The 19283-nt window shown below is 61.9% G+C and carries 16 protein-coding genes; 10 read left to right on the top strand and 6 right to left on the bottom strand.

Annotated features, from left to right (window positions below; genetic code table 11):
• Window positions 1-2 precede the first annotated feature (2 nt).
• Genes EXW71_RS28365 through EXW71_RS28325 form a run of 9 tightly spaced genes read left to right on the top strand, consistent with a single transcriptional unit; the run spans window position 3 to window position 11521 of the window.
• Window positions 3-779 carry a polysaccharide biosynthesis/export family protein gene (locus EXW71_RS28365; RefSeq protein WP_123715243.1) on the top strand — a complete coding sequence of 259 codons (777 nt, stop codon included), beginning with the start codon at window positions 3-5 and terminating at the stop codon, window positions 777-779.
• 14 nt (window positions 780-793) lie between these two features.
• A complete protein-coding gene (locus EXW71_RS28360) occupies window positions 794-2785 on the top strand; it encodes an exopolysaccharide transport family protein (RefSeq protein ID WP_134660651.1) in 1992 nt (663 codons plus the stop codon).
• Entirely contained in the window at window positions 2785-3975 is a 1191-nt protein-coding gene (locus EXW71_RS28355; protein WP_134660650.1) for a glycosyltransferase, read from the top strand. Before EXW71_RS28360 ends, EXW71_RS28355 begins: the two co-directional genes overlap by 1 nt.
• Complete coding sequence (locus EXW71_RS28350; protein ID WP_123715240.1) at window positions 3965-5293, top strand: cellulase family glycosylhydrolase; 1329 nt, start codon at window positions 3965-3967, stop codon at window positions 5291-5293. The genes EXW71_RS28355 and EXW71_RS28350 overlap by 11 nt, the downstream gene beginning before the upstream one ends.
• 8 nt (window positions 5294-5301) lie before the next feature.
• Window positions 5302-6519 (top strand): glycosyltransferase family 4 protein, encoded by a 1218-nt coding sequence (locus EXW71_RS28345; protein ID WP_134660649.1) that lies wholly within the window; start codon window positions 5302-5304, stop codon window positions 6517-6519.
• Entirely contained in the window at window positions 6510-7613 is a 1104-nt protein-coding gene (locus tag EXW71_RS28340) for a glycosyltransferase family 1 protein (protein ID WP_134660648.1), read from the top strand. The genes EXW71_RS28345 and EXW71_RS28340 overlap by 10 nt, the downstream gene beginning before the upstream one ends.
• A gap of 2 nt (window positions 7614-7615) precedes the next feature.
• Window positions 7616-9043 (top strand): O-antigen ligase, encoded by a 1428-nt coding sequence (locus EXW71_RS28335; protein WP_134660746.1) that lies wholly within the window; start codon window positions 7616-7618, stop codon window positions 9041-9043.
• Window positions 9044-9045: 2 nt separating this feature from the next.
• On the top strand, window positions 9046-10455 hold the full coding sequence (locus EXW71_RS28330; RefSeq protein ID WP_134660647.1) for a lipid II flippase MurJ: 1410 nt from the start codon (window positions 9046-9048) through the stop codon (window positions 10453-10455).
• A 43-nt stretch (window positions 10456-10498) separates the two neighbouring features.
• Entirely contained in the window at window positions 10499-11521 is a 1023-nt protein-coding gene (locus EXW71_RS28325) for an acyltransferase family protein (protein ID WP_134660646.1), read from the top strand.
• Window positions 11522-11663: 142 nt separating this feature from the next.
• Here the strand turns inward: EXW71_RS28325 and EXW71_RS28320 are convergent, their stop codons facing one another.
• The 5 genes from EXW71_RS28320 to EXW71_RS28300 form a co-directional block, all read right to left on the bottom strand.
• The gene (locus EXW71_RS28320) at window positions 11664-12239 is read right to left on the bottom strand and encodes a DUF4174 domain-containing protein (protein ID WP_134660645.1); all 576 of its coding nucleotides are present in this window, start codon (window positions 12237-12239) and stop codon (window positions 11664-11666) included.
• Between the two features lie 165 nt (window positions 12240-12404).
• Window positions 12405-13037: a glutathione S-transferase N-terminal domain-containing protein gene (locus EXW71_RS28315; protein WP_134660644.1), complete on the bottom strand. Its 633-nt coding sequence runs from the start codon at window positions 13035-13037 to the stop codon at window positions 12405-12407.
• Between the two features lie 16 nt (window positions 13038-13053).
• Window positions 13054-13632: a GNAT family N-acetyltransferase gene (locus EXW71_RS28310; RefSeq protein ID WP_134660643.1), complete on the bottom strand. Its 579-nt coding sequence runs from the start codon at window positions 13630-13632 to the stop codon at window positions 13054-13056.
• Between the two features lie 71 nt (window positions 13633-13703).
• The gene (locus EXW71_RS28305) at window positions 13704-16061 is read right to left on the bottom strand and encodes a DNA polymerase II (protein WP_134660642.1); all 2358 of its coding nucleotides are present in this window, start codon (window positions 16059-16061) and stop codon (window positions 13704-13706) included.
• Between the two features lie 124 nt (window positions 16062-16185).
• A complete protein-coding gene (locus EXW71_RS28300) occupies window positions 16186-16638 on the bottom strand; it encodes an SRPBCC family protein (RefSeq protein WP_134660641.1) in 453 nt (150 codons plus the stop codon).
• A gap of 99 nt (window positions 16639-16737) precedes the next feature.
• Between EXW71_RS28300 and EXW71_RS28295 the strand changes: the two genes are divergently transcribed.
• On the top strand, window positions 16738-17127 hold the full coding sequence (locus EXW71_RS28295; protein ID WP_123715231.1) for a GFA family protein: 390 nt from the start codon (window positions 16738-16740) through the stop codon (window positions 17125-17127).
• 1 nt (window position 17128) lies between these two features.
• Here EXW71_RS28295 and mrdA read toward each other — a convergent pair whose 3' ends face one another.
• Entirely contained in the window at window positions 17129-19021 is a 1893-nt protein-coding gene (gene mrdA, locus EXW71_RS28290; protein ID WP_123715230.1) for a penicillin-binding protein 2, read from the bottom strand.
• Window positions 19022-19283: the final 262 nt, after the last annotated feature.

Raw genomic sequence — 19283 nt, 5'->3', positions numbered from 1 at the left:
TGATGAAACGAACCTTGCTCGTCCTGGCCATGATGGCCCTGGCCGCCTGCAATACGCCCGCACGCATTGTCCCACCGGACGACAAGACGGTTGAGGAAGGCAAGCGCGCCCTTGACCAATTGGCCCAACTGCCACCTGCCGTGGAACGCATCCGCGTCGGCGACCAGTTGCGCATCGTGCGGGATGCCGGAGAAATGCCGACGCTGTCAGCGTTCAACGTCAGCACCATCTATGAGCTGACGCTGTACACGGTGCAGGCCGACGGCAAGATCAACTACCCGTTCCTGGGGCCGATCCAGGTCGCCGGGCGTCAGCCATCGGAGCTGGCCACGGAACTGAGCAACAAGCTGGCGCCGGTGTATCGCGAGCCAAGGGTGACGGTGAACATCAACCAGGCACCGTCCAACTCGGTGATCGTCGGCGGCGCAGTGAACAACCCGACGGCGGTGCAGATCGGCACAGCCAACACGCTGGAGCAGGCGATTGTCGGCGCCGGCGGGGTGAACCCATCCGGCAATGCGAGCATGGTCGCGCTACTGCGCGAAGATGCCCAGGGCGCCTACCACGCCTACTTCCTGGACTTCAGCCAATACCTCAAGACCGGGCCTAATGGTCGCAAACAAGTGCGGTTGCAGCGCGGGGATGTGGTGTTCGTACCAAAATCCAACGTCGGCGAACGCATCCAAGGGGTGGATACCTACTTGAACCAACTGATCCCGTTCACCAAGTCTATCGGGGTTGGCTACAACTACACCCGAACCAGCGGCGGCAACAACTAAAGGAGCGACATCCCATGATCGAGATCCGTTCTTTTCGGGATCTTCTGCGCCTGTTCTTCATCTTCAGGCATGAGTTCAAGCTGGCGGCCATTGCGGCGCTGGTCATCATCTTACTGGGGGCCTTCCTGCTGCCGGCCAAGTACGAGTCCACCGCGCGCCTGTTGGTCAAGCCGGGGCGCGACTCAACCTTGCCGATCGAAATCAGCAACCGCCAGGCGCTGGTGATGCCCAGCACCCAGCGCGACCCGATTGTCGACGAGGAGCGCTTGCTGACCGGGCGCCCGATCGTGCGCACGGTGGCCGAGCACTACCTGGAAGTGATTGAAAATGCGCCGCCGCCGGAAGGCTTCTGGAAGCGCACCAAGTACTACGTCAAGAACGGCATCGGTGCGGTATTCGACGGCGTGCGCGTAGTGCTGGAAACCGTCGGCATCCTCGAAAAAACCACGCCGGTGGAACGTTTGGCCGCCAGCCTGGAGAAAAACTTCGAGGTGAGCCACGCCGCCGGCTCCACGGTGATGGACATCAGTTTCCGTTGGGGCGACCCCGAGGTTGCCCAGATGGTGGTCAAGGACTGGGTGGAGACCTACATCAGCGAACGCACCCAGGCCCTGGGCCGCAAGAGCCTGTACGCGTTCTATGAGGGCCAGGTAAACACCAGTGCAACCGAGATCAAGAGCTATAAACAACAGATCCTCACGCACCTCAATGAGATCGGCGCGGCGAGCATCACCGACCGCCTGGAGGACTTGTCCGAGCGCATCAACGTGCTGCGCGGCGAGACCTTCAACACCACCCGCCTGATCGCCTCTTCCGACAGCGCCCTCGAGAGCACCCGCAACCAGCTCAAGACCCAGCCCAAGGAAGTGACCACGGTTCGCCAGATCGCCCTGAACCCGCAGCAGCAGGATTTGCGTCGCCTGCTCAACCAGAAGCTGCTGGAAAAGGCCGACATGATGCGCACCTACACCGACAACGCACCGCCGGTCAAAGCGCTGGACGCGTCGATCCTGGCCATGCAGGCCCAGGTCGCGAATGAAAGCAACACGGTGCAAAGCTCGGAAAACCGTGCACCGAACACCTTGGAAATCCACTTGCAGCGCGTGCTGCTGGACGAGTCGAGCAACAACCTGGCGCTGCGTACCCAACTGGTTCAGCAGCAGAAGCAACTGGTCAACCTCGAAGCCCAGCGCAAGCAAGCCCTGGAGATCGAACCGGAGCTGGCGCGCCTTTCCCGCGAGTTGAGTGCCACCGAGCGCAACTATGCGCTGTATGTGGATAACCTGGAAAAATCGCGCATCGACCGTGAGCTGGATAACAGCCAGATCAGCAACATTGCGGTGATCGAAGAAGCTACCCTGAACCCGGGCCGCGTCTTTCCGAAAACCCTGGTGATGCTGATGTTGGCGATCCCGTTTGCCATCGTCGTCGGCCTGTTGGTGGTCTACCTGTGCTACCTGCTGGACCAGCGCATTCACGACGGCGGCCTAGTGGAACGCAAATTCGGCCTGCCGCTGTGGACCACCCTGCCGGAGCTGGACAGCAGCACCGCGCAAGGCACCAACGCGTTCAATGCGAGCATTTACCGGCTGTACGGTCTGCTGCAACTGGACCGCATCGCCGAACAAGGCATGACCCTGGGGCTGACCTCGGCGCGCCACGGTGAAGGGGTGACCTTTGTCGTGGAGCAATTGCGTCAATTGCTGCAAGAGAACGGCATCAGCGTGCGGGTCGGCGGTACGGCCCCGGCGGCGCCGGGCGAGGTGGTGCTGCTGGATGCTTCGGCCTTGCTGGATAACCGCGATGCGTTCGTCACGCTGCGCCGCGCCGACATGATCGCGCTGGTGGTGGAAGCGCAAAAGAGCACGGTGCCCGTGGTGGAACACGCCCTGTCGATCCTCAACACCGCGTTTGGCAAAGTGGACGGCATCATCATCAACCGGCGTAAGTTCGAAGTACCGGCCAAGGTGCTGCAGAACATCGCCAAATACCGGGGGGCGTTCTGATGCGGATCGCCCTGCTTGCGCCCTTGCCGCCGGAGAAGAACGGGATCGCCGACTACGCGAACCATTTCAAGACGGCACTGGAGCAACTGGGGGTGACGGTGGTGACACCGTTGAGTGGCGTGGAGGGCAACAGTGTTGCCATCGGGCACGCCATCGCCGCATTCGACTGGCAAGGTGTGGACCTGGTCCACGCCGAACTGGGCGGTGGGCGATTGGGCGAATTCCTGGCGTTGCGCGAGTTGCGCAAGGCGTTCCCCAAGCTGCCGCTGACCGCGACCGTGCATGACCCGGAGCGCATCGTCTGGCGCCGGGAGCACCTGCCCTTCCCGTTGAACCTGTTGGAACGTTTGCCCAGCCCACTGCCCCAGGCGGCGGTGGTGCTGGCCGACCCGCTGACCTTGCGTGAAGAGCGCAGCGTGGCCCAGGACCTGACCCGGCTGATCACCCTCACCCGCCTGGGTGCCGATTGCCTGAGCGAGCGCATGCGCTTACCCGCCGGCAAAGTGGCCGTCATCAACCACGCCAACCTGGCGATTGCGCCGGCAGCACTGCCGTCGTTGGACACACTGCACCTGCTGTATTTCGGTTTTATCTACCGTGGCAAAGGCATTGAAGACCTGTTGCAGGCCCTGGCCGCCGTCTTCAAGCAAGCTCCCCACTTGCGTGACCGTGTGCGCCTGACCCTGGCCGGTGGCACTGCCGCCGAAATGGCGTTCGGCACAGGCGGCAACTACCTGGAGCAGTTGAACAGCCAGATCGCCGACCTCGGCCTGGCGGGCTCCATCGACTGGCGGCTGAATCTGCCGGCCAGCGAGATTGCCCAGACCATCCAGGCGCACCATGTGATGGTGCTGCCTTATCGCGAATCGAAAAAACTTGGCCTGCTGGGCCGCCAGCGCGGCACCAGCGGCGCGTTGTCCTGGGCCGCCGCGTGCGGGCGCGGGGCGATTACCTCGGATGCGCGCGCATTCGCTGAAGAGGTCGCCAGCGGCAATGGCTTGATCTATCCCCAGGGTGATGTGGCCGCATTGAGCGAACAGCTGATGCGCCTGGCGAACAGGCCGACGCTGGCCGGGGACTGGGCCGAACGCGCCGGGGCAATCGGCCGTGCACGCCTATGGCCGCTGACCGCGCAGAAGTTCAAGCAGCTTTTTGAACAAGCCATTGCAGGAGCACCTTATGGCGAATAAACGGACTTGGTTCGCTACCCTGGTTGTAATTGCCGCCCTCGGCCTGACCGCGTTTATGTGGGGCCGCCAGGCCGATGCCGAGAGCCATGTGCTCAAGGGCAACAAAGTGCTGGTGTGGAAGGACTTCCTGGGGGTGAATGCGCAGTTCCTGTGGTTCAGCCCGACGCTGTATCAACTGCAGATCGACAAACTCAAGGCCTTGGGCTTGCAATGGGTGCGCCTGGACCTGCACTGGGACCAGTTGGAACCCGCCGAAGGCCGGTACCAGGTTGCGACCCTGGACCAACTGGTCGGCAACCTGCAAACCAACCAACTCAAATCGGTGCTCTACCTGGTGGGCTCGGCGCCCTTCGCCACCACTGCGCCGGCCGGTGCGCCGTATCAGGACCAGTATCCGCCCAAAGACCCGAACGTATTCGCCAACCGCATGGCGCTATTGGCCCAGCGCTACCCCAGCGTCGACGCCTGGCAAGTATGGAACGAGCCCAACCTGCTCGGTTTCTGGCGCCCGGTGGCCGACCCGGCAGGCTATTTAACCCTGTTGACGACGACCACCAACGCCCTGCGCACGGTCAACCCGAACAAACCCGTGGTCGCGGCCGGCATGGCCTTCCTCAGCGAAATGCCCAACGGCCAGACCATGCTCGGCGCCCTCAGCACCTTGGGAGTGCACAGCCTCAACACCGTCATGTCCTATCACCCCTACACCCAACTGCCTGAGGGCAATGACCCGGCCAAACTCGACTTTGTCGCCAAGACCAGCGCACTCAACCAGTCCCTGCGCGCCAGCGGCGTGCAAACCTTGTGGAGCACTGAGTGGGGCTGGTCGAGTTACCGTGGGCCCAAAGAGGCGCAGGACATCATCACCCAACAGGACCAGGCTGACTATGTGGTACGCCGCCTGGCGCTGATGAGCGCGATGGATTTTGACAAGATCTTCCTGTTCACCCTCAGCGATCTCGACCAGCGCGCCAGCGTGCGCGACCAGTCCTACGGCTTGCTCGATATCAATGCCAACCCCAAGCCGTCCTACACGGCGCTGAAAAACTTTCTCGATGTGAGCGGCCCGCAACTTACCCCCGGCGATCCGCCCACCGCCGATCAATTACCCGACGGCCTGTTCAGCATCGGCTGGACCCGCGCCGACGGCCATAAACTGTGGTTTTTCTGGTCGGCCCAGGGCGGCAACGCCCACCTGCCGAACCTGACCAGCGCCACCCTGTACGACCCGCTGCGCGGCACGCAAACCCCGGTGAGCGGCACCAATGGGTTGACCGTACCGGTCAAGTCAAACCTGCAAATTCTGTTATGGGATTGAAGCCCGTCATGCGCATTTTATGGATACTGCCCTACTCGCCCTGGCCCGCCACCAGCGGCGGCAAGACGCGCCAGTTCCACTTGCTGCGCAGCCTGGCTGCGCGCGGGCACAGAATCACGCTGCTGCTGCATGACAAGCACCCCGTGTCGCTGACCGATCGCCAGGTGCTGGAAGCCTTCCTGGAACAGTTGATCATCCTGCCGCGCCGCCCGTTGCGCAGCGCGAAAACCCTGGTGGCCGGGCTGGTGGCCCCCTACCCGCTGCTGGCCAGTGTCAATGGCCTGTCAGGTGCGCTGCAGGACGTCTTCAACCCGTTACTCGATGAACATTGGGACGTGGTGCAGATCGAGCATTCCTATACCTTTCAACCCTATGAAGATGCCCTGGCGCGAAAATCCCAACCCTTTGTGCTGACCGAGCACAACGTGGAATCGGCGCTCGGCGCCGCCACGTACGATCGCCTGCCGCGCTGGGCGCTGCCGTTCATTCACTACGACCAATGGCGCTACCGCCGCTGGGAGCGACGCGTCATGCGCCAGGCCGCCCAGGTGGTGGCAGTCACTGCCAGCGACGCGCAGGTGCTGGAGAAAATCGCCGGCAAGCCGGTGCCCGTGGTGGTCAACGGCGTGGATTGCGATCATTTCGCCGGCGCTCGCCCTGACCCGGCGGCCCGCCGTGTGCTGTTCCTCGGCAACTATGAATACGCCCCCAATGTGGACGCCATTGAGTGGGCGCTGGATGAAATCCTGCCCAAGGTCTGGGAGCAGTGCCCGGATGCGCGCATGAGCGTGTGCGGTTTCGGCATGCCCGACAGCTGGCGCGAACGCTGGCAGGACCCGCGTATCGAGTGGCAAGGGTTTGTGCCGAACCTGTTGGCGCTGCAATCGAGTTGCTCGGTGTTCCTGGCCCCGTTGCGGCATGGCGGCGGCTCCAAGCTCAAAGTGCTCGAAGCCCTGGCTGCGGGGCTGCCGCTGGCCAGTACCGAACAAGGGGTATCGGGCCTGGACCTGGTCGAAGGTATGGATTACCTGGGCGGCCAGACGGCCATCGGTTTGGCGGACGCAGTGGTGCGCCTGCTGCGATCTCCCGAGGCGGCAGTGCCCATGGGCGAGGCCGGCCGCGCCTACGCACGACGCGCCCATGACTGGAGTGTTGCCGCCAGCCAGTTGGAGCAGGTATACGCGACGCTTTCGCCGCTCAATCAAAAGGAGCCCGCATGCGTGTAGGTCTGGATTACCGCACCGTCGGCACCTCGCCGCAATCGGGCATCAGTCGCCAGGTGTATGCGCTGGAAGATGCGCTGCGCAGCCTGCCGGATATCGAGCTTGCGCGCTTTACGGTGGCGCCGCTGGGCGATCAAACCCGCCTGCAGGCCCATTGCCCGGCCTGGGGCTGCGCGAAAACCGCGATGCATCAGCCGCAGAACCGCCTGCGTTTCGAAGCAGGGTTCCTGCCACGTGCCTTGCGTGAGCAACACATCGATTTGTACATCAGCACTTTCAATATGGGCCTGCCATTGCCCCCCAAGCCCAAGGGCATGCGTACCGTGGTGCTGTTGCACGACCTGTTCCAGATCACCTTGAACAACTACCACGCCAGCCGCCTGAAGGCGCTGATCTACAAAGCCTGCGATCGCGTATCGATTGCCTACGCGGTGCAGAGCGCCGACCGGGTGTGGACGCCCTCGCAGTACAGCGCGGATGAAACCGTACGCCTGTTTCCCAAGGCGGCGGGCAAGGTGCGCGTGCTGCCCAACCAGGTCGACGGGTTCGTCGAATTGCCGGCGGACCTCACCGCGTACCAACTGCCGCAACGCTACTGGCTGCTGGTGGGAACTCGCGAGTTGCGCAAGAACGTACCGTTCCTGGTGGATGCCTGGCAGAAGGCCCGACAGCAATCGCCCGCCGTACCGGAATTGGTGCTCGTGGGCAGCCTCGACCATCTGCCCGAGGCGCAGCGCGCGCTGCCCGGCATTCGCGCGCTGAGCGGCGTGTCGGATGCCCAGTTACATGGGTTGTACCGGCAGGCATCGCGCCTGTGGCAACCGTCCTACGCCGAAGGTTTTGGTTTGCCGGTGATCGAAGCCCTCAGCGTCGGCACCCCGGTGGCCGTGGCCAGCGGTACCTCGCTGGATGAAATCACGCCACCGTCGGCAGCGCGTTTTTCGCCCACCGACAGCGCGGCGTTGACCGCATTGATGGTGAGCCTGAGCCATCAGCCCGATGAAGACTCACCCGAACAACGTCGCCATTGGGCGGAGCGTTTCAACCACCACGCCTATCGCCGGCGCGTGGCCGAACTGATCGAGGAACTCAAGTGAGAATAAACCTGGCTAGCCTCGTTGCGATTCTGTTCGGCCTGCTGTTTGGCGGGTTGGCCCTGGCACTGTCACCCGCCAAAGCCTTTTTGGCGGTGGTCGGTCTTGCGGCGGCCGTGACCATCCTGCGGTTTCCATTCTGGGGCCTGTTGCTGTTCGCGCTGGTGGCGACGTTCATGCCCTATTCGACCATCAACCTGGGGATACGCAGTACGGTGAGCGAAGCGATCCTGGCGCTGACCTGGGGCGCCGTGATGTGGCACAGCTTCCTGGCACGCCTGCCGGATACGCCGATCCTGTCGCGCCGCCCTACCGACCAGATGCTGCTGTGGCTGATGCTGTTCAGCGTATTCCCGTTCATCGTCGGCCAGGTCAGCATCCATGCCGAGAGCAGCGGCGTGGCCAACTGGTTGCGCTGGTTGCTGAACCTTTCGGGGGTGTTCCTCACCGCCAAGTTGCTGGTGGATCAAAAACGCCGCGAGGCCCTGGTCATGGCGTTGCTGACAGGCACGCTGGCGATGCTGGTGATGTCCATCGCAGTGTTCGTGCGCACGCGCTCAGGGGCCGGGATTGCGCCGATCCTGGCGCTGCTCAATTACGGCAACTTCGACACGTTGAAATTCGGCCTGGAGGCGATGTCTTCGCGGATGGGCTCGCCGTGGATGCACCCCAATGCCATCGGCGGGATCATGGCCTTGCTGCTGCCGCTGGCATTTTGCTTCGGCATGACCGAGCGCGGCTGGAAGCGTGCGCTGGGCCTGGGCGTGGCGTGCCTGGGGGCGGCGGCGCTGCTGCTGGCCAGTAGCCGCGGGGCAATGGTCAGTCTGGCATTGGTGTTGATATGGATGGCCACGCGCCGCGTACCGTACACCGGCCGCCTGCTGATGGTGGGTGCGGTGCTGACCGTGGCACTGGTGATGGCCTACCCGCCGTTGCAGGACCGCCTGGCGACTATCTTCTCGTCGAGCAACGCCAGTACCGAGGTACGCGTCGACGAATACCGCATGTTCCCGCAAGCGGTGGCCGCGTATCCGTTCGGCATTGGCTTCAAGGTCGATCCGCCCGTACCGGGCACGCACCTGCTGGGGATCTCGAACCTGTGGCTTAACTTCATCTACAAGACCGGCATCGTCGGCATGCTGCTGTTTGTGGCGGTTACCGTGCGCTGGTGGCGTGAAGCACGCCCGGAAGCCGGCCCGATCCGCCTGACCAAAGACAACGCGCTGTGGCTGGGCAGCACCGGGGGGATTCTGTCAGCGTTGGTCAGCGGTTTGTTTGACCACTACTTCAGTTTTGCCGTGGTGATGGTGGCACTGTTCTGGCTGATGGTGGGTATCAACGTGCTGGAAGCACGCCGCCTGTTCCCGGCGCGCCTGCCGCAAGTCAAGACCGTGGCGTACCGCAAACCGTTGCTTGACGGCACGCGGTCTTAAGCATGCTCGGTTCCGCCGTCTGGCTGACCGTGGCGACCCTGCTGGGCCTGTGCCTGGGGTTCGCCCGTGAGTGGCTGCTGGTCGCGGCCTGGGGTGCCGGGGAACGCAGTGATGCGTTCCTGATTGCGCTGTTCTTGCCTGAAGCACTGCGCATGTCGTTGGCCGGGGGAGTGTTGAGCGCTGCGGCGTTGCCGTTGTACTTGCAACGCAAGGACGGTGAGCGCCTGGATTGGTTGGCGGTGTTGTTCCCTGCATTGCTGCTGATTGCGCTGGTGACCAGCCTGTTGCTGACGCTACTGGCCCCCTGGCTGGTGCAGTTGCTTGGCCCGGGGTTGGCGGCCAGCGCTACGACGCTGGCGGCGAGCAACTTGCAGATCGTGGCTTGGTGCGTGCCGGGGTTGATGCTGCATGCGCTATTCAGTATCCCGTTGCAGGCCAGCGAGCGTTTTGTACTGGCGGGCCTGGGCTCGCTGTTGTTCAACCTGCCACCGGTTACTTACCTGGCGCTGGCGGGCACTGCGACTCAACCCCACTCACTGGCCTTGGCCTGCCTGGCCGGTAGCCTGTTGATGCCGCTGGCCTTGCTGCCGTCGATCTGGCGCCAAGGCTGGCGGCCGTGGCGCTGGCTCCTGAGCGTCACGCCGTTACGGGAACTGGGCCAACGCATCGGGCCGCTGCTACTGAGCAACGGCGCCAGCCAGGGCTTGGCGTTGATCGAACGACTGGTGGCCTCGTTGCTCGGCGAAGGCGCGGTGACCTGGGTCAACCTGGCCCGCAAGTTGATGAACCTGCCGCTGATTGCGCTGATGAGCCTCAACCAAGTGCTGCTGGGCATGATGAGTCGTCGCCAGGGCGATGAGCGCCTGGCCTTGCTCAAGCGCGGCCTGGAGACCGCCAGCGTGCTGACGTTACCGGCGGGTGTCGGCCTGGTGGCGGCGGCACCGAGCCTGGTGACATTGCTGTTGCCCAAGCAATCGGCGGATTCGCCGTTGCCATTGCTGCTGGCGTGGTTCGCCGTACCGTTGGTGTTCGGCGCCTGGAACGCCCTGCTCGCCCGGTATGCCTACGCCGCCGGCGATACGCGCCAGCCGCTGCGTTGTGAGTTGCTCGGCAGCCTGGTCAATGTGCTGTTGCTCGGTGCCCTGCCCTTTATGTTCGGCTTGGCGGGGATTCCGCTGGCGGCGCTGGCAGGAGTGATTTGCACCGCATTGTTGCTGATGCAGCGCCAGGCATTGCTCGCAGCCCTGCCCTGGGCGCGGCAATGGCTCCTCAGTGCGCTGCTCATGGGCGCGGCGGCGCTGATGCTGTTTTCAATTGAAGGCGTGTGGCTGCAATTGGGGCTCAGTACCCTGGCAGGCACCATGGTGTTGCTGGGCATGGGGCTGTGGCTGAAGCCATGGCGCAAGGCATGAATGATCGATGGGGAGTCGTTAAGTGAAACAGCGCTGGATTCAAATGGATATCGCCAAAGGCGTCGGCATCCTGGTGATCGTGTATGGCCATAGCTGGTTTGTCGCCAACTCCCTGGACCTGCTCTATCCGATACTCGCCTCGTTTGTGTTGCCGTTGTTCTTCTTCCTGTCCGGGGTGTTTTTCAAGCCCGAACAGCCGTTTGTCGAGATGGCGGTGCGCAAGGCCGACGGCCTGCTCAAGCCGTTTTTCTTCACCATGCTGGTGTACGTAATCGTGCGTGACGTACTGCGCGGGCAACCACTGTTACCGGACGTAGGCGGCGTGCTGTATGCCTCGGTAGACACTATTCCGTGGCAGGCGCTGTGGTTTTTGCCGCACTTCTGGGTGGCGATTCTGTTCAGTTGGCTAATGCTGCGCCTGATCCAGCGCCTGAAGCTGCCCTTGCTGGTGAGTTGCCTGTTGATGGTGGCGCAGCTGTTGCTCGGCATCTGGGTACTGCCGTGGTTCTGGCAAGTACCGGTGACCCTCGGCGGGCAAACGTGGACGATGCCCGGCCTGCCTTTCAGCCTCGAAGTCACCCTGATCAGCAGCACCTACTTTATATACGGTTACCTGTTGCGCGACTGGCTACGCAGGCATGAGGGCTCGCTGCTGACACTGGTGATTTCCATCGCGCTGTTCGCCGCCGTGTTCATCTACAGCCACGACACTATGGACCTGGCTCAACGGCGCTATGACCACTGGCTGTGGACCAGCCTGCTGGCGGTGATCGGCGTGTACCTGTGCTGGGCGCTGGCGAAGGTGATGATGGTGTCGACGCTGCTGACGCGGGTGATGACTTACATCGGCCAGTCCACGTTGATCGTGTTGATCTTCCACGGGGAAATCCAGCACAAGGCCGTGGACCTGATGGAGCGCCTGGGCCTGCATCCGTTCCTTTCGGCCTGTGTGGGCCTGGTTATCGCGGTGGTGGTGCCGTTGATGATCGGGGAAGTGATCAAGCGTGTGGCATTCCTGCGGTTTTTCTACTTTCCGTTTCCGGTGCGCAAAGCCCCTAAAGCTTGAGCACAATGCTGAATCTTGCAGGGAGCAAGCTTGCTTGCGCTGGGGCGCGAAGCGCCCCTGAAAAGCCGGAGGCCGGTGCGCCGTTCACGAGAGCAGGCGCCCTCGCCCCGGCAAACCCGCTCAAGCAAGGGGTTAGGTATTTTCAGTCATCCAGTTGTTGTGCGGCGGGCTTGCCAACTGCTTTGGCGGCTTTACCGTTTTTGGCTGGAGGCGCTGCGACAGGCTCCGGCGCGGCGGGCGCTGCGAGGTCTTTTTCGGCCTGGGGCATCTGGTCAATGGCGCTGAAGAACTCTTTCAAATCGAGCGTATCCGGTGGCACGGTCTTCTCGATTTTTTTCTCGCCGTCCTTGCCGATCAGGATCACCTTGGTGCCACTACCGGCACCCAGTTTGAGCGCACGGATCAGTGCATTGGTTTCCGGTGGGGTCAGCTTCTTGTTGTCTTTGGCGTCCTTGGCGAATTTCTCCCCTTCGGCGCCGATGCTGCCGAACTTCACGGTGTAGAACACCATGTTGCGTTCTTCAAAGGATTGTTTGGTGGCAGGCTCGTCCAGTTGTTTCTGGAGGGTGGCCAATGTGGAGTTTCCGGAATCAAGCTCCACGACTACCAGTGGGCGAGACTTGCCCATGTCTTGCTTGAGCGGGTTGATATCCTCAGCGGCCAACAGCGGCCCCGTTAAAGCCATCAAGGTAGCCAGGGTCAGCGACCGGATGAGCATGCGCACCTCCTTTGAATTCCATGCAGGGTTCTTGAGTTTCATGTGTGCGACAGCCAAATTCAAGGATGATTCCTACACCACTTTAAGAAAGCGTAGGACAGGACGCCCGCTGCGCAAGGGGTTGGATAGGCTTGGGCGCCATTGTTTCTTCTGGTTGCGGAAACATTATGAGACCTCCCACTGAGGCCAATGCCGAGCAAACACCGGCGCCACGATGGGATCGGCATCCACCTGCGCCAGGCTCTGGGCAAAGCCGGGTGCCAAGGCGTGCAATGCCTGACGCGCCTCGTCCCAGTGCGACACCGCCGCCGCCATGATGCCCAGGGCGTTCGGCACATTACCCGGTGCGAACAACTGCTCGGCAAATTGATCGGCGAACACGACCCAGGCTTGGTGCAGATAGCGTCGCGTGCCACTGACCAGTTGCGCCTGCAGAGCCTCATCCGCCTGACCCAGCCAGCGCTGCGGATAGTCGATGATGCCGATCGCCGAGTAGCAATTGGCAGTGATGTACAACAGACCGCGCAGGATCTGCGCCCGGTTGCCGCCCAATAAGCCCGACGCGGGAAACTCCAGGCCCAGGTGGATCAGGATGGCGGCGCTTTCGGTCAGCACCTGCCCATCGGGGGTGACCAGCGTGGGGATCTGCTTGAGTGGGTTGATACGGGCCAGGGCTTCGGTGCCCTCGCCCTCCTGCCAGGAGCTGGCCTCCACCCGGTGCCACGGCACTGCGCAACGTTGCAGGGCAATTTCGATCATGCATGAGCCGGAGTCGTCCGTACCGTAAAGCGTATACATGGGCGTTCCCTCTTGTTTATCGCAGCAGTTTGGCCTGCAAGTTGGCCTTCACCTGCGGCCATTCCGAGTCGATGATGCTGAAGCGTACCGAGTTGCGCTTGCGCCCGTCCGGCATGATGCGTTCATGGCGCACAATGCCTTCCTGTACGGCGCCCAGACGCAGGATGGCCGCGCGAGATTTTTCGTTGAGTTCGTCGGTGGTGAATTGTACGCGCACGCAGTCGAGCACTTCGAAGGCGTAGCTCAGCAACAAAAACTTGGCCTCGGTATTGATTCCCGATTTCTGAGTGGATTGCGCCAGCCAGGTGTGGCCGATCTCCAGCTTGCGGTTGACCCGATCGATCTTCCAGAAGCGCGTACTGCCCACGACCTGGCCAGTGTCCCGGCGCACGAGGGTGAAGGGCATGACCGTGCCGGCATTGCGCCCGGCCAGGGCAGTATCCACGTACGTGTCGATGGTGTCCGGGCCGGGCACGTGGGTGACCTTGAGGTGCCACAACTCGCCGTCGGCGGCGGCCTGGAGCAAGGCCGCCGTGTGTTCGAGTTGCAGGGGGTGGAGTTCGACCATAGTGCCGGTCAAGGTGATCTGGGTCATGGAGAGCTGCCGTCTGCGAGTGGTCGTCAGAGGGCAAGAGTGCAGGCTCCCGTCGTGCCTCGGCAAGTGTTTTAGAACAGCCCCATCTGCCCTCCGACCAGGGTGCTGAAATCGTCGTTGACGAACGGCAGGATCGCGTCGGCCACGGGCTGCAATTGCCGCGTGACGTAGTGGTCGTAGTCGATCGGCGCCTGCCGCACCTCCAGCGGTTCCGGGCCGTTGAGCGTGATCACATAGCTGATCCAGCCGCCTCGTTGGTACTGGCGCGGGCGCCCCAGGCGGTCGTTGTATTCATCCGCCAGGCGGGCAGCGCGCACATGGGGCGGCACGTTGCGTTCGTAGTCATCGAGTTGACGACGCAGACGCTTGCGGTAGATCAGCAGTTCATCGAGTTCACCGCTCAAGGTGCGGCGCACGTAGTCGCGGACATATTCCTGATGGGGCTGGCGATGGAAGATGCGCCGGTAGAGTTCCTGCTGGAACTGCCGGGCCAGGGGCGACCAGTCGCTGCGCACGGTTTCGAGGCCTTTGTAGACCATTTCCTCGCTGCCGTCACCGCGCACCACCAAACCCGCGTAACGCTTTTTGCTGCCCTCCACCGCGCCGCGGATGGTTGGCATGAGGAAGCGGCTGAAGTGCGTTTCGTATTGCAGCTCCAGGGCACTTTGCAGGCCGAATTCGCTGTGGAGATGTTCGCGCCACCAATCGTTGACGCTCTTGACCAGCGCCTGGCCAATGCGGCCGGCATCTTCCTGGGAATGTGCTTTGCCCAGCCAGACGAAGGTGGAGTCCGTGTCACCGTAAATCACCTCGTAGCCCTGGGCTTCGACCAGCGTCCGGGTCTGGCGCATGATCTGGTGCCCACGCATCGTGATCGACGAGGCCAGCCTTGTATCGAAGAACCGGCAGCCGCTGGAACCGAGCACGCCATAGAAGGCGTTCATGATGATTTTCAGGGCTTGGGACAATGGTGCGTTGTGTTCGCGCTTGGCGACTTCGCGGCCTTCGGAAACGCGGGCAACAATGGACGGCAGGCAATGCCGGGTGCGGGAGAACCGTGCACCGCGAAAGCCTTCCACGGACGCACTGTCCTCGGGGTGTTTGAGCCCTTCGATCAAACCCACCGGGTCGATCAGGAAGCTGCGGATGATCGACGGGTAGAGGCTTTTGTAATCCAGCACCAACACCGATTCGTAGAGGCCGGGGCGCGAGTCCATGACAAACCCGCCGGGGCTGGCCTGGGGTGGTTTGTCGCCCAGGTTCGGCGCGACGAAGCCCTGACGGTGCATCAGCGGCATGTACAAATGGGTGAAGGCGGCCACGGAGCCGCCGCTACGGTCGGCCGGTAGCCCGGTGACGCTGGCCCGCTCCAGCAGGAATTCGAGCAGGTCGGTTTTGGCGAAAATCCGCGTGACCAATTCGCAGTCCTTGAGGTTGTAGCGCGCCAGGGCGGGCTTGTCCTCGGCGAACATGCGGTTGATTTCGTCCATGCGCTGGTACGGTGTGGAGATGTCCTTGCCCTCGCCGAGCAGGGTTTGCGCAACGTTTTCCAGGCTGAAGGATTCGAAACTCCAAGTGGCTGAACGCAGCGCCTCGATGCCGTCGATGATCAGCCGGCCGGCTGCCGCCGCGAAGTAGTGATTGCGGCTGCCGTGTTCGCGCCACGTCATGGTTTCGCCGCCGCGCCCCAACAGCAACGGCACGTTGAGACGCTGGGCATGTTCATGGAGCACGCGCAGGTCGAACTGCACCAGGTTCCAGCCGATGATCGCATCGGGGTCATGGGTGGCAAGCCACAGGTTAAGGCGTTCGAGCAGTTGGGCGCGGGTGTCGCAATAGTCGAGTTTGAAGTCCACGGCTGTGGTTTTGTTAGGCGGGCCAAGCATGTACACCTGGCGCTCGCCGCAGCCTTCGAGGCCAATGGAGTAGAGATCGCCCTGGGCGGTGGTCTCGATGTCGAGGGACACCAGCTTGAGCGACGGGCGATAGTCGGGCGCGGGTTTCATCTGCGCGTCGCCCAGCACACCCGTGGCATCGGGTTTGCCACTGAACCACACGGGCGCGGTGATGAAACGCTCCATCATGTAGCGCTCAGGTGGGCGTACGTCAGCTTCGTAGACATCGACACCAGCGGCGCGCAGGCGTTTTTCCACGTCCATCAGTTGGCGATGCTGGCGCGTGTAGAGGCCCAGCACCGGACGATGATGAAAATCGCACAGCTGCAAGGGGCGCAATTCGATATCACGCTCCCCCTTGAGCAACCAATCAAGGGGCTTGCGATGGGCCTGCGGAATAAACATAACCGAGGTCTGCACGGGTAACACGACACACCGTGGGCCTTGGTCCGTGGCCAGCCAGAAACTGACCTCCGTGCCCGCCGGAGTATCGCGCCAATGCCGGGTCAGGACAAAACCCTGCTGTAAATCCACCGTACCGCACCTCAGGAATCACTTTCAGAGCGTGATTCTACTCGGCATCCACCTCTACACGGCAGGTTTACGTGCGATACAGGCATTGGCAGCGTAAGCACGCTCTGGTTCACGCCCGGCGGGCTTAGCCCAGGTAAGTCTCGATGTTGCTCATTTGATCGTCCCAGCCACGGGAATTCATCTTGAAGGCCTTTTGGCGTCGGGCTTCGGGGATTGCGTCAAACCCTGACTCGACAACCCGCAGCAGAATGCCCGGCGCACGGTCTTCAAGGGTGAACTCCACCAATGTCGGGGTTTCCTTGTCGTAGTCGGTGTCCCGCTCGACTGCGTAAGGATGCCACCAGAAAGAAAACAAGGTTTGCGGCAGGATGCGTTCGATCCTGGCCTTCCACATCACATGTTCGTAGCCAGGGAAAGTAATCGGCGCTTCGATGGTTTCACCCGCGACGAAGGTTTTACCTTTGAGGGCAATACCGAACCAGCTGCCAAATTTTTCGGCGTCGGTGAGGGCTTCCCAGATCTGTTTGCGTGGAGCGTTGAGCAGGACTTTCCGTTCGATGCGATCTAATACGAGCATAAGTCACCTCTTCCATTGACAGTAGGCGACATCGACCGATGCGCAACCTTGAGTTATGCGCAATGATGATGCCTCTATCTTTGACCCGGCCATACGTTTATGACTGACCCGTTGAATGGAAGTTGCTTCTGCAAGGCTGTGCGCTATCAAGTGGACAGCCTCGACATGCCTATCAGCCATTGCCACTGCGACAGTTGCCGCAAAACGCATGCAGCCGCGTTTGTCGCCACCGCCGGAGTGATGCGCGAGCACTTCCGCTGGATACAGGGCGAGGAACTGCTGTCGGCGTTTGAATCTTCGCCAGGCAAACTCAGGCATTTCTGCTCACGCTGCGGTTCGCATCTGATGGCGGAGCGCGGGCACCAGCCCCATGTGATCGTGCGGGTGGCGACGCTGGATGATGACCCGGGCGTCAGGCCCACCTCGCACATCTGGACGAGCCACGATGTGCCGTGGCTGGCTCATGAGGGGTTGGCGTGCCTGGCGTGACTCAGACGTGCGGGTCACCCGGGGCTTTGGCCGGCGCCGCATATTGTGGTTTCAAGTGACCGTCCTGATCGAGTAGCCAGGCGTCCATGATCTGCCGCACCACAGGGCCGGCGACCCGGCCACCGGCCTCGCCGTTCTCGATCATTACCGAGATCACGATCTCCGGGTGTTCCGCCGGGGCAAAACCGACGAACAGCGCGTTGTCGCGATGGCGTTCCAGGGTCTTGTTACGGTTGTAACGCTCGCCTTGCTTGATCGCGACCACCTGCGCCGTACCGCTCTTGCCGGCGATACGGTATTGCGCTCCTTGCGCCGCTGCCCGTGCGATACCACGCGGATCGTGCATGACAAGCTGCATACCGTGGTTGACCTGCTCCCAGTCACGCGGGTTCTTGAGGACTACGTTAGGCATCGGATGTTCATCCACCGGCGGCACGCCATTGATGGTCTTGGCCAAGTGCGGACGGTTCCACACGCCCTTGTTGGCTATCAACGCGGTGGCCTGGGCCAGTTGCAGTGGCGTGACTTGCATATAACCCTGGCCGATGCCGAGGATCACGGTTTCGCCCGGGAACCAGGGCTGGCGACGTGTTGCGCGCTTCCAGGCCTGGGACGGCATCAGACCAGCAGACTCTTCGAACATGTCCAGGGAGACTTTCTGCCCGAGACCGAATTCAGCCAGATAGTCGTGCAGGCGGTCGATCCCCAGTTTGTGGGCCAGGTCGTAAAAATAGGTGTCGTTGGAGCGCATGATGGCAGCGTCCATATCCACCCAGCCGTCACCGCTGTGATTCCAGTTGCGGTATTTGTGGTCAAAGTCGGGCAACTGGTAATAGCCAGGATCGAACACCCGGGTTTGAGCGGTGACCACACCACTGTCGAGACCGGCGATGGCCACTTCCGGCTTGATGGTCGAGCCGGGCGCGTAGAGCCCCCGCAACACGCGGTTGAACAGCGGACGGTCGATGGAATCGTGCAGTGCGGCGTATTCCTTGAAGCTGATGCCTGTAACGAACAGGTTCGGATCAAAGCTCGGTTTGCTGACCATGGCCAGCACTTCACCCGTACGTGGATCAAGAGCCACCACCGAGCCGCGACGGTCTCCCAGGGCCTCTTCGGCGGCCTCCTGGAGTTTGACGTCGAGGCTCAGCACGATGTTTTTACCGGGGATGGGGTCGGTGTGCTTGAGTACGCGTAACACACGGCCCTGGGCGTTGGTCTCGACCTCCTCATAGCCGACATGGCCATGCAGCTCAGACTCGTAGAAACGCTCGATGCCGGTCTTGCCGATGGACTGGGTACCGCGGTACTCGACCGAGTCGAGGGACTTGGATTCTTTTTCGTTGATGCGGCCGACGTAGCCGATCGAATGAGCGAAGTGCGCGCCCAGCGGATAGTGCCGCACGAACTGCGGCTCGACATCCACGCCTGGCAGACGAAACTCATTGACGGCCAAAACGGCGATCTGTTCTTCAGTCAACTCATAAAACAGCGTGACGGGAACAAATGGATGGCGCGCCTGCTTCAGCGCTTTGTCGAACACCGCACGGTCTTCGGCAGGCAGATGCAGCAGATTGACGATGGCGTCCAGCTCCCCCTTGAGGTCGGTAGTACGCTCGCGGGTGATAGTCAGGTTGTAGCTGGGGCGATTGTCAGCCAGCACGACGCCGTTTCGGTCATAGATCAACCCGCGGGTCGGCGTGATCGGTAGCACGTGGACCCGGTTGTTTTCTGAAATCGTGGAGTGATAGTCGTACTGCACCACTTGTAGAAAATACAAGCGGCCTACCAGGGTACAGGTGATACCGATTACCAGCAGCGCACAGGCGAGCAGGCGCTTGTTGACTAAACGGTTTTCTTTCTCGTGGTCCTTGATCGGTATAGGTTCAGGCATTTCTACAGCATCTCGTTGAAGAAGGTCGACGCCGCATCCTGCGGATAAAGATCAATCCTTGTGAAAATGTGCTGCACCATACCAAAAATGCAGAAACACTTTGCATTGATTTCCCCAACGGCATGCCGTTTTGTCAGGTGAGCACAGATTTTGTGCGCTCAAAAGGCTTCCAAAGTGCAGGTGCCATATTCGCGAGTGCCTGAAGACAATTGGCTTGCCCACGCGGTGTAATCGGTCGCCGATGCCGTAGCCAGCTTGTCGC

Origin of the sequence: Pseudomonas sp. BCA17 (assembly GCF_004519405.1) — a bacterium.
Lineage (GTDB): Bacteria > Pseudomonadota > Gammaproteobacteria > Pseudomonadales > Pseudomonadaceae > Aquipseudomonas.
This window is presented reverse-complemented; position numbering and strand designations above follow the sequence as displayed.

Excerpts from the sequence above, each read along its gene's own strand:
- EXW71_RS28300 (WP_134660641.1), bottom strand. The coding sequence starts at position 16,638 with ATGCTCGTATTAGATCGCATCGAACGGAAAGTCCTGCTCAACGCTCCA.
- mrdA (WP_123715230.1), bottom strand. The coding sequence starts at position 19,021 with ATGCCTGAACCTATACCGATCAAGGACCACGAGAAAGAAAACCGTTTA.
- EXW71_RS28325 (WP_134660646.1), top strand. The coding sequence starts at position 10,499 with ATGGATATCGCCAAAGGCGTCGGCATCCTGGTGATCGTGTATGGCCAT.
- EXW71_RS28365 (WP_123715243.1), top strand. The coding sequence starts at position 3 with ATGAAACGAACCTTGCTCGTCCTGGCCATGATGGCCCTGGCCGCCTGC.
- EXW71_RS28320 (WP_134660645.1), bottom strand. The coding sequence starts at position 12,239 with ATGCTCATCCGGTCGCTGACCCTGGCTACCTTGATGGCTTTAACGGGG.
- EXW71_RS28360 (WP_134660651.1), top strand. The coding sequence starts at position 794 with ATGATCGAGATCCGTTCTTTTCGGGATCTTCTGCGCCTGTTCTTCATC.
- EXW71_RS28310 (WP_134660643.1), bottom strand. The coding sequence starts at position 13,632 with ATGACCCAGATCACCTTGACCGGCACTATGGTCGAACTCCACCCCCTG.
- EXW71_RS28315 (WP_134660644.1), bottom strand. The coding sequence starts at position 13,037 with ATGTATACGCTTTACGGTACGGACGACTCCGGCTCATGCATGATCGAA.
- EXW71_RS28345 (WP_134660649.1), top strand. The coding sequence starts at position 5,302 with ATGCGCATTTTATGGATACTGCCCTACTCGCCCTGGCCCGCCACCAGC.
- EXW71_RS28295 (WP_123715231.1), top strand. The coding sequence starts at position 16,738 with ATGACTGACCCGTTGAATGGAAGTTGCTTCTGCAAGGCTGTGCGCTAT.
- EXW71_RS28350 (WP_123715240.1), top strand. The coding sequence starts at position 3,965 with ATGGCGAATAAACGGACTTGGTTCGCTACCCTGGTTGTAATTGCCGCC.
- EXW71_RS28340 (WP_134660648.1), top strand. The coding sequence starts at position 6,510 with ATGCGTGTAGGTCTGGATTACCGCACCGTCGGCACCTCGCCGCAATCG.
- EXW71_RS28355 (WP_134660650.1), top strand. The coding sequence starts at position 2,785 with ATGCGGATCGCCCTGCTTGCGCCCTTGCCGCCGGAGAAGAACGGGATC.
- EXW71_RS28330 (WP_134660647.1), top strand. The coding sequence starts at position 9,046 with ATGCTCGGTTCCGCCGTCTGGCTGACCGTGGCGACCCTGCTGGGCCTG.